Source organism: Pseudomonas sp. FP2338 (assembly GCF_030687515.1).
Lineage (GTDB): Bacteria > Pseudomonadota > Gammaproteobacteria > Pseudomonadales > Pseudomonadaceae > Aquipseudomonas > Aquipseudomonas salomonii.
This window is the reverse complement of the sequence record NZ_CP117436.1, coordinates 5,330,834-5,346,534: the sequence shown is the minus strand read 5'-3', so window position 1 is coordinate 5,346,534 and position 15,701 is coordinate 5,330,834. Positions and strand designations below refer to the sequence as shown.

General features: G+C 61.2%; 12 protein-coding genes and 2 pseudogenes. 8 read left to right on the top strand and 6 right to left on the bottom strand.

Annotated elements, in window-relative coordinates:
- Positions 1-32 precede the first annotated feature (32 nt).
- The 4 genes from PSH96_RS24215 to PSH96_RS24200 all read left to right on the top strand — a co-directional run bounded on the left by PSH96_RS24215 (position 33) and on the right by PSH96_RS24200 (position 4,190).
- On the top strand, positions 33-623 hold the full coding sequence (locus tag PSH96_RS24215; protein WP_058420011.1) for an NAD(P)H-dependent oxidoreductase: 591 nt from the start codon (positions 33-35) through the stop codon (positions 621-623).
- Between the two features lie 30 nt (positions 624-653).
- A complete protein-coding gene (locus PSH96_RS24210; protein ID WP_305455622.1) occupies positions 654-1,550 on the top strand; it encodes a LysR family transcriptional regulator in 897 nt (298 codons plus the stop codon).
- 103 nt (positions 1,551-1,653) lie between these two features.
- Positions 1,654-2,547 carry an NAD-dependent epimerase/dehydratase family protein gene (locus PSH96_RS24205; protein WP_305455621.1) on the top strand — a complete coding sequence of 298 codons (894 nt, stop codon included), beginning with the start codon at positions 1,654-1,656 and terminating at the stop codon, positions 2,545-2,547.
- A gap of 197 nt (positions 2,548-2,744) precedes the next feature.
- Positions 2,745-4,190, top strand: a complete 1,446-nt coding sequence (locus PSH96_RS24200; RefSeq protein WP_305455619.1) for a SulP family inorganic anion transporter — start codon at positions 2,745-2,747, stop codon at positions 4,188-4,190.
- On the opposite strand, the gene PSH96_RS24195 is transcribed toward PSH96_RS24200, so the two are convergent.
- Positions 4,191-4,583: a lysozyme inhibitor LprI family protein gene (locus PSH96_RS24195; protein WP_305455617.1), complete on the bottom strand. Its 393-nt coding sequence runs from the start codon at positions 4,581-4,583 to the stop codon at positions 4,191-4,193.
- Between the two features lie 193 nt (positions 4,584-4,776).
- On the opposite strand from PSH96_RS24195, the gene PSH96_RS24190 reads away from it, so the two are divergent.
- The 4 genes from PSH96_RS24190 (at position 4,777) to PSH96_RS24175 (ending at position 8,972) form a co-directional block, all read left to right on the top strand.
- Complete coding sequence (locus tag PSH96_RS24190) at positions 4,777-6,180, top strand: gluconate:H+ symporter (protein WP_305455615.1); 1,404 nt, start codon at positions 4,777-4,779, stop codon at positions 6,178-6,180.
- Between the two features lie 68 nt (positions 6,181-6,248).
- Entirely contained in the window at positions 6,249-7,109 is an 861-nt protein-coding gene (locus tag PSH96_RS24185; RefSeq protein ID WP_017137948.1) for a MurR/RpiR family transcriptional regulator, read from the top strand.
- 1 nt (position 7,110) lies between these two features.
- Positions 7,111-8,574, top strand: a complete 1,464-nt coding sequence (locus tag PSH96_RS24180) for an amidohydrolase family protein (protein ID WP_305455613.1) — start codon at positions 7,111-7,113, stop codon at positions 8,572-8,574.
- A 29-nt stretch (positions 8,575-8,603) separates the two neighbouring features.
- On the top strand, positions 8,604-8,972 hold the full coding sequence (locus PSH96_RS24175; RefSeq protein WP_305455611.1) for a glyoxalase superfamily protein: 369 nt from the start codon (positions 8,604-8,606) through the stop codon (positions 8,970-8,972).
- 203 nt (positions 8,973-9,175) lie between these two features.
- Here the strand turns inward: PSH96_RS24175 and PSH96_RS29690 are convergent.
- From PSH96_RS29690 to PSH96_RS24155, 5 genes and pseudogenes are all read right to left on the bottom strand, one after another.
- Positions 9,176-9,769: pseudogene (locus tag PSH96_RS29690) on the bottom strand (methyl-accepting chemotaxis protein); the annotation flags it as partial.
- 309 nt (positions 9,770-10,078) lie between these two features.
- Positions 10,079-11,095 (bottom strand): annotated as a pseudogene (locus PSH96_RS29685) (methyl-accepting chemotaxis protein); the annotation flags it as partial.
- Positions 11,096-11,270: 175 nt separating this feature from the next.
- A complete protein-coding gene (locus tag PSH96_RS24165) occupies positions 11,271-13,097 on the bottom strand; it encodes a CocE/NonD family hydrolase (protein WP_305460166.1) in 1,827 nt (608 codons plus the stop codon).
- 19 nt (positions 13,098-13,116) lie between these two features.
- The gene (locus tag PSH96_RS24160; RefSeq protein WP_305455607.1) at positions 13,117-14,544 is read right to left on the bottom strand and encodes a YfcC family protein; all 1,428 of its coding nucleotides are present in this window, start codon (positions 14,542-14,544) and stop codon (positions 13,117-13,119) included.
- A gap of 109 nt (positions 14,545-14,653) precedes the next feature.
- Positions 14,654-15,550 carry a LysR family transcriptional regulator gene (locus PSH96_RS24155; RefSeq protein WP_170040502.1) on the bottom strand — a complete coding sequence of 299 codons (897 nt, stop codon included), beginning with the start codon at positions 15,548-15,550 and terminating at the stop codon, positions 14,654-14,656.
- Between the last annotated feature and the right edge of the window lie 151 nt (positions 15,551-15,701).

Genomic DNA, 15,701 nt, shown 5'->3' with positions numbered 1-15,701 from the left:
GCAGATATGTTCAACCCTTTGGAATAACGCCCATGAAAAAAGTCCTCCTGCTTAACGGTGGCAAGAAGTTCGCCCACTCCGACGGACGCTATAACACCACCTTGCACGACGCCGCCGTGGCCGTGCTCGACCGTGGCGGCATCGACGTCAAAGTCACCCATATCGATGAAGGCTATGACGTGGCTGAAGAAGTCGCCAAGTTTCTCTGGGCCGATGTGATCATCTACCAAATGCCCGGCTGGTGGATGGGCGCGCCGTGGATCGTCAAGAAGTACATCGACGAAGTCTTCACCGAAGGCCACGGCAGCCTGTACGCCAGCGACGGCCGTACGCGCTCCGACGCGTCGCAGAAATACGGCAGCGGCGGCCTGATCCAGGGCAAGCAGTACATGCTCTCGCTGACCTGGAACGCGCCGCAGCAGGCCTTTGACGACCCAACCGACTTCTTCGAAGCCAAGGGCGTGGACGCCGTGTACTTTCCGTTCCACAAGGCCAACGAGTTTCTTGGCATGACCAGCCTGCCGACCTTCCTGTGTGTGGACGTGATGAAACGCCCGGCGATCGAGGTCGACGTGGCGCGCTACGAGCAGCATCTGGCGCAGGTGTTCAATTTCTCGGTGTAAGCTGCCAGCAACCGATAAAGAGGACAGCCTGTGAAAGCCCGATCCGATGAGCTACAGATCTTCGTCAGCGTGATTGAGTGCGGCTCGATTTCGGCGGCTGCGGAGCAAGTCGGGCAGACGCCTTCGGCCGTCAGCCGCACCTTGTCGCGCCTGGAAGCCAAGCTCGACACCACGCTGATCAACCGCACCACGCGGCGCATGGACCTGACCGAAGAGGGCAAGTATTTTTTCGAACAGGCCAAGGTGATACTGGCGCAGATGGACGAGCTGGAAGAGCGCCTGTCGTCGCGCCAGAAGAACCCTTCCGGGCGCCTGCGCATCAATGCAGCCGTGCCGTTCATGCTGCATGGGATCGTGCCGTACATTGCCGAGTTTCGCAGCCTCTACCCGGATATCCAGCTGGAACTGAACAGCGACGACCTGATCATCGACCTGCTGGAGCAAAGCACCGACATTGCCATTCGTATCGGCGCCCTGGCTGACTCGACCCTGCATGCACGCTCACTGGGCTGCACGCCGCTGCACATCCTCGCCAGCCCCGATTACCTCAAGCAGTTCGGCACGCCGAAGACAGTGGCCGAGTTGGCCGACCATACGCTGCTGGGCTTTACCCAGACCGAAACCCTCAACCACTGGCCGCTGCGTCACGTGGAAGGCGACCGCTGGCCGATCCAGCCGAGCATTGCCGCCTCCAGTGGCGAAACCGTGCGTCAGTTGGCGCTGGAAGGGCAGGGCATTTGCTGCCTGTCGAACTTCATGACCATCGCCGACATCGATGCGGGCCGCCTGGTGCCGGTGCTGGAAGCCTTCAACAGCGGCTATCGCCAGCCGATCCACGCAGTGTTCTACCGTAACTCGCAATTGGCGCTGCGCATCCAGTGCTTCCTGGACTTCATTCAGGCCAAGTTGGCGCGATATGCCTGCTGATTCGTGACCTGCGCGCAAGATTGAATTGGGCAACATGGGCTTATTCGGCAGGAATGAGTGCTTGATACTGGGCCCATCACTTACCCCGTCAGGAGCAACCTCCATGAATGTATTCGTAACCGGCGCAGCAGGGTTTATCGGCGGCTCCATCGCCACCGGCCTGGTCAAGGCCGGCCATACTGTCACCGGCCTGGTGCGCAGCGCCGAGCAAGCGGCTGAAATGACCGCCCTGGGCATCACGCCCGTGATCGGCACGCTGGATGACGCCGCCGTGTTGACCGCGCAGGCGCAACAGGCTGACGCGGTAATCAACGCCGCCAGCAGCGACCATCGCGCTGCCGTCGAAACCTTGCTGGCCGCCTTGAAAGGTTCGAACAAGCCGTTCCTGCACACCAGCGGTTCGAGCATTGTCGGTGATGCGTCGGGCGGTAAAGGCAGCGATGTCATCTACGTTGAAGACAACCTGCCGGAGCCGACCGTCGACAAGGCCGCGCGTGTGGCCATCGACAACCTGATCCTGGCGGCAGCCAAAGACGGCGTGAACTCGGCGGTAATCTGCAACACCCTGATCTACGGTCACAGCCTGGGCGTGAAGCGTGACAGCGTGCAATTGCCACGACTGCTCAAACAGGCGCGTAAGAGCGGCGTGGTGCGCCATGTGGGCACCGGCCAGAACATCTGGTCCAACGTGCACATTGAAGACGTGGTGGCCCTGTATCTGCTGGCGTTGACCAAAAACGTCCCAGGTACGTTCTACTTTGTGGAAAGCAGCGAAGCGGCATTTGTCGACATGACCACCGCGATTGCCCAAGCGCTGAACCTGGGCGAGCCGCAGGACTGGCCATTGGCCGAGGCTGAAGCAGAGTGGGGCTATGAAATGGCCAACTATGGCCTGGGTTCCAACAGCCGGGTGCGTGGCAAGCATGCGCGTGAAGTGTTGGGCTGGGCGCCGAAGCGCACGTCGGTGGTGGAGTGGATTCGTCACGAGATGGTGTGATGTTCGCTTAGCATCTTGGCGCTGCCATCGCAGGCAAGCCAGCTCCCACACTTGAATGGATTCGCAATTCAAAATGTGGGAGCTGGCTTGCCTGCGATGAAGGCGACTCGGTTCATGTGTTGTTACACATTACTGGCCCCACCCGCCGCAATTCCGTACCATCCCCCGCCATATCCCTCGCTATTCCCTGGTATCTCATGAACCTCACCCGTCTGCGCGCCGATGCCCTGGCCGGCCTCACCACGTCTTTCGCGCTGCTGCCCGAATGCATCGCCTTTGCCCTGGTGGCTCACCTTAACCCACTGATGGGCCTCTACGGCGCCTTTATCATCTGCACGCTCACGGCCTTGTTCGGCGGCCGGCCGGGCATGGTCTCGGGCGCGGCGGGTTCGATGGCGGTGGTGATCGTGGCGCTGGTGGTGCAACACGGCGTGGAGTATCTGCTCGCGACGGTGCTGTTGGGCGGGCTGATCATGGTCGCGTTCGGCCTGCTGCGGCTGGGCAAACTGGTGCGCATGGTGCCGCACTCGGTGATGCTGGGGTTCGTCAACGGCCTGGCGATCATCATTGCGCTGGCACAGCTGGAGCATTTCAAAAGCGGTGAAACCTGGCTGAGCGGCACGCCGTTGTACGTGATGGCCGGGCTGGTGGCGGCCACCATGGCGATTGTCTACCTGCTGCCACGCCTGACCCGCGCCGTGCCGCCGGCGCTGGTGGCGATTTTGGGCGTCGGCCTGGCTGTTTACCTGCTTGGCCTGCCAACCCGCACGTTGGGCGACATGGCCCACATCGCCGGCGGCCTGCCAACCTTCGCGTTGCCGCAGATTCCCTGGACCCTGGAAACCCTCGGCATCATCGCGCCCTACGCGTTCCTGATGGTGATGGTCGGCCTGCTGGAAACTCTGCTGACCCTGAACCTCACCGATGAAATCACCGAAACCCGTGGCTACCCCGACCGCGAGAGCGTGGCCCTGGGCGCGGCGAACATGGTCTCGGGCCTGTTTGGCGGCATGGGCGGTTGCGCGATGATCGGGCAAACCGTGATCAACTTAAGCTCCGGCGGGCGCGGGCGTTTCTCCGGGGTGTTTGCCGGGGTGATGATCCTGTTGTTCATTTTGTTTCTGTCGCCGCTGATTGAGCGCATCCCGCTGGCGGCGCTGGTGGGGGTGATGTTCGTGGTGTCCCAGCAGACCTTCGCCTGGGCGTCGCTGCGGGTGATCAACAAGGTGCCGGTCAACGACGTGCTGGTGATTATTGCGGTAACGGTGATTACCGTGTTCACCGACCTGGCCACCGCCGTGCTGTGCGGCATCGTGATTGCGGCGCTGAACTTCGCCTGGCAACAGGCCCGTGAGTTGTATGCCGATGAGCATCTGGAAGCTGACGGCAGCAAGCTGTATCGCCTGCACGGCACGCTGTTCTTTGCCTCGACCACGCCATTTTTGAACCAGTTCGACCCGGCCAACGACCCGGCCCAGGTGACGCTCGATTGTCGTCACCTGAGCTTTGTCGACTACTCGGCGATTGCTGCGTTGATGACCCTGCGCGAGCGCTATACCAAGGCCGGCAAACATGTGCGCGTGCTGCATTTGTCGGAGCGCTGCAAGAAGCTGCTCAAGCGCGCCCGCGTGCATCACGACTGATTACAGCGGCAGCATATTTTCCAGTTCCTGGGCGCGGGTCTGGGTCATGTCCAGCATGCAGCCGATGCCATTGACTTGATCGATGGTGCCGCCGGTCGCTGAGCCGATGAAGCCGCAGTTGGCGTCCCGGTACTTGATCCACAGGCGCTGCACGTCCTGCAGTTGCTGCTTTTGTTTGCCTTCCTGAAGTGCAAGGACGGCTTTGTAGGCCTTGTTCAGGCGCGCATCCTGGATCTTGGCTTCGGTGGCGTTGCAGGCAACCATATCCGCCGTGGTGTTGGCGCCATCCAGGCATTTTTTCAGCGCCGGGCTGTCATCGGCCGAGGCGCTGCCGCAAAAGGCCAGCAGCAGTGCGCTGGCGGCGAAAGGAACAAGCAGGGTCTTGGGATTCATTCTCGGTTTTCCTGGTTGTGAGTAGGGCTGCCATCTGAGACTCGGCCCTGGTAGCTGAGTTTCCACGCGCAAAAAACTTCGTGTAAGAACACCCCCCGAATTTTCATCCGCTGGCGTTGGGCATATCCCAAAACGACAGCGCTTATCCGTGGGCGAAAATTACTTTCATAAAAATTGAAAACCTAGCCCGGTAATGATTTATGAGTTTCACAACCAATTCGACGTGACCCTTTCCAAGGAGTACCGCATGGCCGCACCACTGGGCTTTGGGCTATTGGCATACGCTGCCATCGCCATCATTGCATTGATCGTGCTGATTGCACGTTACCGACTCAACCCATTTATCGTCATCACGTTGGTGTCCATCGGCCTGGCCTTGATGGCCGGCATGCCGGCGGACACCATCATGGGCTCGTATGAGGCGGGCGTCGGCAAGACCCTTGGGCATATCGCCCTGGTGGTGGCGCTGGGCACCATGCTTGGCAAGATGATGGCCGAATCCGGCGGTGCCGAGCAGGTGGCGCGTACGCTGATCAACCGTTTCGGCGAGCGCAACGCCCATTGGGCGATGGTGTGTATCGCGTTCCTGGTGGGACTGCCGCTGTTTTTCGAGGTCGGTTTTGTGTTGCTGGTGCCGATCGCCTTTACCGTGGCGCGGCGCGTGGGCGTGTCGATCCTGATGGTCGGCTTGCCGATGGTCGCCGGTCTGTCGGTGGTGCACGCGCTGGTGCCGCCACACCCGGCGGCGATGATGGCGGTGCTGGCCTATAACGCCTCGGTGGGGCAGACCGTGCTGTACGCGATTCTGATCGGGATTCCCACGGCGATCATCGCCGGTCCCGTGTATGCCAAGTTCATCGTGCCGCGCATCCACCTGCCGGCGGAAAACCCGCTGGAACGCCAGTTTATCGAGCGCGAGCCGCGTACGCGCTTGCCAAGTTTCGCCCTGACCATGGGCACCATCCTGTTGCCGGTGGTGCTGATGATGATCGGTGGTTGGGCCAACGTGATTTCCACGCCTGGCACTGGCTTCAACCAATTCCTGCTGTTTATCGGCAATTCGGTGATCGCGCTGCTGGTCGCCACGCTGGTGAGTTTCTGGACGTTGGGCCTGGCCCAGGGCTTCAACCGCGAAGCGATCCTCAAGTTCACCAATGAGTGCCTGGCGCCGACCGCCAGCATCACCTTGCTGGTGGGCGCGGGCGGCGGCTTGAACCGCATCCTGGTGGACGCGGGCGTGACCCATGAGATTCTTGGCCTGGCGCATGCCTTCCAGCTATCGCCGTTGGTAATGGGCTGGTTGTTTGCCGCGTTGATGCGCATCGCCACCGGCTCGGCCACCGTGGCCATGACCACGGCCTCGGGTGTGGTCGCGCCCGTTGCCTTGGGCCTGGGTTATCCACACCCTGAATTGCTGGTGCTGGCGACCGGTGCGGGTTCGGTAATCTTTTCCCACGTCAACGACGGCGGCTTCTGGCTGATCAAGGAATACTTCAATATGACGGTGATCCAGACCTTCAAGACCTGGACCGTGTTGGAGACTTTGATTTCGGTGGTCGCGTTTGGTCTGACTTACGGCCTTTCTCTTGTTTTATAAGCCTTGTTTTATAAGCCTTGTTTTATAAGCCTCGTTTTGTAAGCCTCATTTTGTAAGCCGGAGCCGCCATGGACATCCTCTACCAGATCCGCGCCCGCCAGGATTCGTTCAGCGCCGGCGAAGGCCGCATCGCCAAGCTGATGCTCGATGACGTGGGCTTTGCCGCGTCGGCCAGCCTGGAAGCGTTGTCGCAACGGGCCGAGGTCAGCACGGCAACCTTGTCGCGGTTTGCCCGCAGTGTCGGTTGCCGCGATTTACGCGATTTGCGCCTGCAATTGGCCCAGGCCAGTGGCGTGGGCAGTCGCTTCCTCGACCCGGCAGGTTTGCCGGAACAGTCGGCGTTTCACCGGCAGATTCTGGGGGATATCGAAGCGACATTGCGTCAGCACCTGTCGGGGTTTAACCAGGCCAGTTTTGTTGATGCGGTCAGCCTGTTGGGCAAGGCGCGGATGATTCACGCGTTCGGCATGGGCGGCCCATCGAGCCTGTGCAGCGACGAATTGCAGGTGCGCCTGGTACGCCTGGGCTACCCGATTGCCGCCAGCCATGACCCGGTGATGATGCGGGTCACGGCGGCCACTTTAGGCCCGGAGCAGGCGTTGATCGTGTGCTCGCTCACCGGGCTGACGCCAGAACTGTTGGACGTCGTGAAACTGGCGCGTAGCTACGATGCGCCCATCATCGCCATCACCCTGGCCGACTCCCCTCTGGCCGAATTGGCGGACGTCTTACTGCCGCTGCAACCGGCCGAAACCAGTTTTATCTACAAGCCCACTGCGGCGCGCTACGGCATGCTGTTGGCCATCGACCTGCTCGCCACCGAGCTGGCGCTGGCCCTGCCGGACGACAACCAGGAACGCCTGCGCCGGATCAAGCTGGCCCTCGACGATTATCGCGGCGGCCCCGACAGCCTGCCGCTTGGAGACTGATATGAAGTACGACACGCTGATCCGCCAGGCGCTGATCATTGATGGCAGCAACACGCCAGGCTATGTCGCCGATGTGGGGCTGCGTGCCGGGCGCATCGAGCGCATTGGCGATTTGTCGAGCGCAACCGGTGAGCAGGAAATCGCCGCCGGTGGCCGCGTGTTGGCGCCGGGTTTTATCGACGTGCACACCCACGATGACACAGTGGTGATCCGCCATCCGCAGATGCTGCCCAAGCTCAGCCAGGGCGTGACGACGGTGATTGTCGGCAACTGCGGCATCAGTGCATCGCCGGTGAGTTTGCGCAATGATCCGCCCGACCCGATGAACCTGCTGGGGTCGCGTGAAGCATTCGCCTATCCACGTTTTGCCGACTATCGCACGGCGGTGGAGCGTGCCCATCCGGCAGTCAACGTTGCCGCATTGATCGGCCACACCGCCTTGCGCAGCAATCATATGGACGACCTGCATCGCACCGCCACGCCCGGCGAAATTGCCGCCATGCGCGTGCAGTTGCAGGAGAGTCTGCAGGCGGGTGCCCTAGGGTTATCCACAGGCCTGGCCTACGCCAGCGCGTTCAATGCCGAGACCGATGAAGTGCTGCAGCTCAGTGAGGAACTCACGGCGTTTGGTGCGGTGTACACCACGCATTTGCGCAGCGAATTCGAACCGGTGCTGGAGGCGATGGATGAGGCGTTTCTGATTGGCCGACATGCGCAGGCACCGGTGATCATTTCCCACCTCAAGTGTGCCGGTGCGGGCAATTGGGGGCGCAGTCCGCAACTGTTGGCATCATTGGAATTGGCCGCGCAAACCCATCCGGTCGGGTGTGATTGCTATCCCTATGCTGCCAGCTCGTCGACGCTGGATTTGAAGCAGGTCACCGACGCGTTTCGTATCACTATTACCTGGTCAACACCGCACCCGGAGGTCGGCGGGCGCGACTTGCAGGACATCGCGGCTGAGTGGGATGTTTCGCTGATGGATGCGGCACGTCGCCTGCAACCGGCAGGGGCGGTGTATTACGGAATGGATGAGGCGGATGTACGGCGTATTCTTGCGCACCCGTTGTCGATGGTGGGGTCGGATGGGCTACCGGAAGACCCATTTCCCCATCCGCGTTTGTGGGGCGCGTTTCCACGGGTGCTGGGGCACTTCAGCCGCGATGTGGGGTTGTTTCCACTGCACACGGCGGTGCACAAGATGACCGGGTTGTCGGCGGCGCGTTTTGGCCTGGCCGAGCGTGGAGAAGTTCGTGAAGGGCACTGGGCCGACCTGGTGTTGTTCGACCCGTTGCGGGTGCGTGATGTGGCGGATTTCAAAGAGCCGCAACGCGCTGCCGAGGGGATTGATGGCGTGTGGGTCAATGGCGTGCTGAGTTATAGCGATGGGCAGGCCAATGGTCAGCGACCGGGGCTGTTCCTGGCGCGCAATGGGGATTTGCGTGGCGGGTTTTCGTCTCTATAGTGGGCGCATTCATACACGGAGCGGTTGCCATGCACTTAGGAAAAGTTACCCCGATTTTGCGGATCTTCGACGAGGCTAAGGCGTTGGAGTTCTACGTCGACTTCCTCGGGTTCAAGGTTGACTGGCAACACCGTTTCGAGGCGAATTTCCCGTTGTATCTACAGGTGTCGTTGGGCGCATGCGTGCTGCATTTATCCGAACACCATGGCGATGCTTCGCCGGGCTCGGCGGTGCGGATTCAGGCGCAAGGCGTGGATGGCTACCAGCAGCAGTTGCTGGCCAAGGAGTACCGGTATGCCAAGCCTGGGGTTGAAGAAACGCCTTGGGGCTCGCGGGAGATGAGCATCAAGGACCCGTTTGGGAACCGGCTGGTGTTTGTTGAGGAAGGCGAGGGCTGAGGGCCAAAGGACTCAAGCCAGGCCGAGTATGTCTCAGTTTGCCTGTGGCGAGGGAGCTTGCTCCCGTTGGGCTGCGCAGCAGCCCCAAGGCATTCACTGCGCTCCCGATGTCAAATCTCGATCAACTTCAGTAGGGGCCGCTGCGCGACCCAACGGGAGCAAGCTCCCTCGCCACAGAGATTGTGCGTAGTCAGAGTTGGGTTTTACACCCGGAAATGACTGACCATCTGCTGCAACTGGCTGCCCAAACGCGCCAGTTCCACGCTCGATTTAGCCGTCTCATCGCTCGCAGTAGCGGTCTGCTCCGACACATCGCGCACGTTCACAATGCTGCGGCTGATCTCTTCAGCCACGGCGCTCTGTTGCTCGGCGGCCGCTGCAATCTGCTGGTTCATCGACTGAATATTCGACACGGTACGGGTGATGTTCTCCAGCGATACACCGGCCTTGCGCGTCAGCTCGACACTGCTGTCGGTAAGGCTGCGGCTGTTGTTCATCACCGTGGCCACTTGCTGGGTGCCGTTCTGCAAACCGGCGACCAGGCCTTCGATTTCTTCGGTGGATTTTTGTGTGCGCTGGGCCAGGCCGCGCACTTCGTCGGCCACCACGGCAAAGCCACGACCGGCTTCACCGGCACGCGCCGCTTCAATCGCCGCGTTGAGCGCCAACAGGTTGGTCTGTTCGGCCACGGCCTTGATCACGTCCATCACGCTGCCGATCTTGTTGCTCTCTTGTTGCAGGTGCGTCATGGCGTCGGTGGAGCGCGCCACTTCGGCGGCCAGGCGTTCGATCTGGGCGATGGCCTCGGCCACCACTTTGTCGCCGGCGCGGGCTTGACCATCGGCGTCGGCGGCGGCCAGCGAGGCTTGCTCGGCGTTGCGCGCGACTTCCTGCACGGTGGCAGTCATTTCATGCATCGCGGTGGCGACTTGATCGGTCTCGATCTTCTGGCTGTTCACGCCAGCACTGGTCTGCTCGGTCACGGCCGAGAGTTCTTCGGCGGCGCTGGCGATCTGGGTTACGCCGTCGCGAATACCGCTGATCAGCTCGCGCAGGGTGGTGCCCATGCGCTGGATACCTTGCTGCAATACGCCGAGTTCATCGCGGCGGGTCACCTGGATGTTGTGGCTCAGGTCACCGGAAGCGATACGCTCCACCACGGCCAGGGTGTCCTGGATCGGGCGAGTGATCTGGCGGGTGATGACCAGGGCCGCGATGATGCCGACCAGCAACGCCAGCAAGGTGCTGATCAATTGCAGGCTGCGGGCCTGGGTGCTTTCGGCGTCACGGCGATTGAGCTGAATGTCGTACAGCTTGTCGCTGATGGTGACGATATCGGCGCCCTGGGTGGTCATTTCGGCGCGGGCGCTGACGATGTTGGCGTTGGCGGCCTTGTAGCTCTGTACGGCGCTGCGATAGGCGCCGAGTGCGGTTTCCAGCGACGTCAGTGCGCTTTGTTGGCTTGAACCAAATACGCTGCTGAGGCCTTTCAAACCACTGATGGCTTTCTCGATTTGAGCCGCAGCGCGGGCTTCGGTTTCTGCGCTGGGGGAGTTGGTGTAGCCACGCACTTCATAGCGCGCCAGGTGGAATTCTTCCTTGGCGTGCGTCACAGCCTGGTACTGAGCGAAGCGCTCCGGGCTGTCGGGCGCTTGCTGCACGCCGGTCTCCAGTGCATCGATCTGCCCGTTGGCGATGTCGGCCTTGTCGCCCATCACTTGGCGCGCGGCATTGCCGTTACGGTAGGCCTCACGCATTTTGTTCAGCGATTGCTGGTAAGCCGTGATGACGGCTTTCTGCTCGGTGAGCAGCTTGAGGTTTTCCGGGCTCTTGAAGCTGTCCAGCAGTTTCTGTTGCTGGGCGGCGAAGGCGTCAAGGCTGGTCTGGACGTTCTGTGCCACGGCTTCGTCGCCATTGGCCAGCATGTATTGCAGGCGCACGATGCGCAGCTTGGTCAGGGACGCGTTGAGCTGGGTGATGTCGCTCATCCAGTTACTACGGTCGATCAAGCCGCCCAGGCTGGTCCAGCCGGTCAGGGCCAGGATCGAGGTGAGGACCAGCACCAGGCCAAAGCCCAGGCCGAGTTTGAGGTTGACGCTGATGTTGCCGAACCAGCTATTCATCGAATGCTCCGCAAGAATGATGTGTGTCTGCTGGACGGTGTTGTTGTTTGAGCCAGCCAAAGTTTGTAGCGCTGTATCGGCGGCTGGGGATGATTCTGAAATACATTTCTTACGGGTGCGACGAAGGGTCGCCATTGCCTGGCAGCAACGGCGGCCTTGCAGGTTCCCAGCAGGCTTATAGTGCGGTAGCGGGCACCACGGTCAGTCTGAGGCAGGACGCAGCACCCGCGCTCAGGTGCACAGTGTTGCGTGCCACCCGTGGCTGGCTGGCCTGGCCAGAAGGTTCACCACTGTTGGGGTTTACGTCAAACCTCGGGAAGTTGCTGCTGGCAATATCCAGGCGCAGTCGATGGCCGCGCTTGAACAGGTTGCAGGTGGCGAAGGGCTCGATCGTGACCTTTACCCGTTTGCCTGGTGTCAGCGCAGTCGGCTGCTCCCAGGAGTCTCGATAGCGACAACGGCGGATGCCGTCGGTGATGTTCATCGCAAAACCATCGGGGTAGTCGACACTGGGCGGGTACAGGTCAATCAGCTTGGCGGTGAAGTCGGTGTCGGGTGCATCGCTGTCTATCCATAACTCGATCTGTACATCACCTGCGACAATCAAGTCTTCAATGAGCGGCTCGGTATGAAAGCTCAGCACATCGTTGCGCTCGCTCAGCGGGCGGTTGTCGCCACGGGTGCCGAAGAAGTCGGCACGCTCACGTTGGTCGAAAGCGCCGCCGACGAAAATGGGGGCGCCGGAGGTCAGCGCGCCGCCGAGAGTCGGGACCGGACAGGCCGGGTCGGTGAGGTAGCTCAAGCACGCGTCGTTAGCGTCTGGTGCAGTGCCGCTCAGTTGCCCTTGAGCCGTCAAGTAGAGCGTCTGCACTTGGCTGCCTGGCAGCGGCCATTGCGTCGATTGCAACCAGCGTCCGCCATGTTGCAGTCGGCCGTCAGGGTCACGTTGGCCGCTGCCGCCACCCATCAGAAATACCTGCACGCTAGGCTTTGGCGGGTGAGGCGAGGGCTTGAGTGATTGTTCGAACCACGCCAGGCGACAGCTCAGCCAGTTCTGATCGACCTGGCCATCGAATACAGCCTGCGACCCGAACTCGACGTCGCCGCTGTGGCTGATATTGCGGTCGCCGTGCAGCCATGGGCCCATCACCAGCCGCTGGTGGGCCGAGGTGTTTTGCCTGAAGGCGCTGTAGTTGGCCAGGGTGGAGCTGACATAGGCGTCATACCAGCTGGACATGAACAGCACCGGGATATCGGGCAGTTGCCGGTAGTAGCCCTCGGCATAGATGCCGGACGTGCGCCAATACTCACTGAACGTGCCCTGGGCCCACTGTTCCAGCACGTAGGTCTCGTATTCCGGCACATGGCGCAAAGGTGACTGGCCAGGTTGCCAGGGCATGCGCGTAAACCAATGATGGATATCTTCCTGCTCCAGTGCTTGGCGAACCTGTGGATCGGCCAGGGCTGTTGGGCTTTCCTTGGCCTGGCGAAAGGCCCAGGTGGCCTGCTTGAGTTCGAACGCGCCACCCTGGCGGATCCCGCACTGGTAGGCGTTGGCGAAGCCGCCGCTGTCGAGCACCATGCTGCTCAAACCCGGTGGATGCAGGCAGGCCATCGCCAACTGGGTATGGGCTGCGTAAGACAGGCCCATGCTGCCGATCTTGCCGTTGCACCACGGCTGGCGGACGATCCAGGCAAGCGTGTCGAAACCGTCTTCGCCCTCGGCGGTGTATTTGGTAAACACGCCTTCAGACGCATAGCGGCCCCGGCAGTCCTGAAAGATTGCGACAAAGCCTTGGTCGGTAAAGCGTGCCGCCATCTGTTCTCGGGAGATGTGCTGGCCGTCGCGTTGTTTCTCCGAGCGAGAGGGTTTGCACTTGTCGTAGGGCGTGCGTTCAATGACCACCGGGAAAGGACCGCAGCTGCCTGTCGGCAAATAGATATCGGTGGCCAGGTGGATGCCGTCGCGCATCGGGATCATATGGTTGTGCAGGGTTTGCATGGGGAAAACACTCATCGACTCAGTACCCGCTCGTGACCGCAATGGCCAGCAACGCCATCGCCAGTACGGCGTAGATCAGAAACAGCGGCAGGATGTAGCGTGCCCATTGGCCCCAACCGACATTGGCGGTGGCCAGCAACACCAGCAGGCCACTGGAGGTTGGGGTGATCATGTTGGTCAGGCCATTGCCCATCAGAAACGCGAATACAGTGGTCTGCGGGCTGACGCCGGAGAGTTGGCCCAGCGGGCCGAAGATCGGCATCGTCACCGCCGCCTGGCCCGAGGTGGAGGGGATCAACACGTCCAGCCCCAGTTGTGCGAAGAACATGCCGTAGGCCGACACAATCGGGCCGTGGTCGCCGACCAGGTTGGCCAGGGTGTGGACGATGGTGTCGAGCACTTGGCCGGTACTGAGGATGATCTCCACGGCGGTGGCCAGGCCGATCAGCACGCCGGCAATCAGCACCTTCTTCATGCCATCGACAAAGGCACTGGCGGCGACACTCGCACCTAGCCCGGCTATCACACTGAATGCCACCGTCAACAGCAGGTAGAACGCCGACAGCTCATGGTATTTCCAGCCCCAGCGGTTGGAGGCGTAGACCAGAAAACCGATGCCGCTCAGCAGCACAATAAGGTTGATTAAATGGCGCGTGGGCAAGGGTTTATGTTCGAACGTAATCTGCGCTGTCGCATCGAAACCGTGCTTGCGGATACTCCACAGTACGAAGGCGATCCCCACCAGCAGGAAGCTGCAGTAAGCCAGTACGCGCATGCTCAGCCCGCTGAATATAGGCAGCCCGACCATCGGCTGAGCGACGGACAGCGCCACGGGATTGGAGATTGAGGCGAGGTAGCCGATCTTCACCGAGATCGTGACGATAGCCAGCCCGATCAGGTTCGACAGCCCCAGCCGGTTGGCCATGGCGACCATCAGCGGCACGATCAGAATAAATTCCTTGGCCAGGCCCATGAACGTGCTGCCCGCCGAGAACACCAGCATCAGGCTCGGCACCAGCACATAGATGTTGCCGCGGGTCAGGCCCAGTAAACGCTCCAGTCCGGCGTCGATTACCCCGGCCTTGTTCAGTACGCCAAACATGCCGCCGATGAACAGCACCATGAAAATCAGCGCTGCACGTTTCTCGATGCCTTGGGGGATGGCCATGAAACCTTCGACCAGCGACACCGGGCGGGCTACGGTATCGCCGGCCTTGCGTGGCTCCAGCGCGAACAATTGGCCCAGGCTGTCGTGTTTCTCCAGCACCTGATAAGAGCCGGGTACGACCAGCCCGTTCTGACGCTCGAACCTGCCCGAGTTCACCGCATAGGTGAAGGCCACGGCGAGCAAGACGATGCTCAGCAGGATGATGGCCGGGTTGATCTGTTTGCGTTGCGTGGGTTTTTCCACCGCCGCCGCTGTGGAGAAATGCTGTGATTCGCTCATGCTGGCTGCCCCGGCGTTTGCCGTTGTTGTTATGGGGGAGTGACGCGTGTGGAGCGGACACTAGGGCAAAGTTTTGGCGGCGACAACGTTATGCGCAGGGTGGGTCGGGCTATGCGTTTTGTGCGTTCAAGCGCTGCTTGAGATGCTCGGCAAACGCTGTGACCACCTGTGGGCGTGGCTCATTGGCGCGATAGGCCAGGCCGAAAGTGTAAGGCAGTGCAGGGCGAAAAGGCCGAGTCACGATCGGCAGGTGCAGGAAGTGGCTGGCGAGCAAACCGTTGACGATCGACACCCCCAGGCCTTCGGCGACAAAGCTGCACGCCGCGCCTACCGAATGCACCTCGACCCGCACTTGCGGCGTGAGATTGGCTGCGCGAAACACCTGGTTCAACTCAGCCCGTAAAGCCCGTTGTCGGCCGAGCATCACCAACGGCACATTGCGCAAGTGCTGCACCTCGATGCAGGCGTGGCGTGTCAGCGGGTGGTCGGCGGGCATCACGCACACGCCTTCGGTTTGCAGCACGGGCTCGATGTCGAAGTCGGGAATTTCCGTCGGCAGGCGCACAAAACCCAGGTCGGCGGACCGGTCGAGTACGGCGCGCTCGATCATGTCGTAAGAGCCGGTCAGCAACTCGACCACGATGTCGTCATGGCTCTTGAGAAACTCCGCGACGATCCGTGGCAAAAGCTCTTGGGTCATGCTGGTGGGCACTCCGACCTTGAGCAGGCTTTTGCGCGAGCGGCCCACACGCATTTCGTCGGCCAGGCGTTGGATACGCTGCATGCCGTCTACCAGGCCGGCGACCTCGGTCAGTAACTCTTCGGCTTCTGCGGTGGCCATCAGGCGACCTTTTTTGCGCAGAAACAACACGAAACCCAACGCCTCTTCCAGCTGACTCAACAGACGGCTGACGGCCGATTGCGACAAGCCCATGCGGGTTGCTGCGCCGATGGTCGAACCGGTGGACATGATCGCCTTGAAGGCTTCGAGCTGCTTGAGATTCACCGTGATTTTCCTGTCGGTTGCGAGGGGCGAACTGTGCTTTGCGCATAGCCTGATGCGCATCTCGCATAACGTTGTGGGGCTTTCGACGAGCCGTTAGTGTCCGCTCCAGCGCGAGGTGCCGTCCAGTGTGTCGCGCGGTGGAACTGCCCAT

Excerpts from the sequence above, each read along its gene's own strand:
- PSH96_RS24215 (WP_058420011.1), top strand. The coding sequence starts at position 33 with ATGAAAAAAGTCCTCCTGCTTAACGGTGGCAAGAAGTTCGCCCACTCC.
- PSH96_RS24205 (WP_305455621.1), top strand. The coding sequence starts at position 1,654 with ATGAATGTATTCGTAACCGGCGCAGCAGGGTTTATCGGCGGCTCCATC.
- PSH96_RS24200 (WP_305455619.1), top strand. The coding sequence starts at position 2,745 with ATGAACCTCACCCGTCTGCGCGCCGATGCCCTGGCCGGCCTCACCACG.
- PSH96_RS24195 (WP_305455617.1), bottom strand. The coding sequence starts at position 4,583 with ATGAATCCCAAGACCCTGCTTGTTCCTTTCGCCGCCAGCGCACTGCTG.
- PSH96_RS24190 (WP_305455615.1), top strand. The coding sequence starts at position 4,777 with ATGATTTATGAGTTTCACAACCAATTCGACGTGACCCTTTCCAAGGAG.
- PSH96_RS24185 (WP_017137948.1), top strand. The coding sequence starts at position 6,249 with ATGGACATCCTCTACCAGATCCGCGCCCGCCAGGATTCGTTCAGCGCC.
- PSH96_RS24180 (WP_305455613.1), top strand. The coding sequence starts at position 7,111 with ATGAAGTACGACACGCTGATCCGCCAGGCGCTGATCATTGATGGCAGC.
- PSH96_RS24175 (WP_305455611.1), top strand. The coding sequence starts at position 8,604 with ATGCACTTAGGAAAAGTTACCCCGATTTTGCGGATCTTCGACGAGGCT.
- PSH96_RS24165 (WP_305460166.1), bottom strand. The coding sequence starts at position 13,097 with ATGCAAACCCTGCACAACCATATGATCCCGATGCGCGACGGCATCCAC.
- PSH96_RS24160 (WP_305455607.1), bottom strand. The coding sequence starts at position 14,544 with ATGAGCGAATCACAGCATTTCTCCACAGCGGCGGCGGTGGAAAAACCC.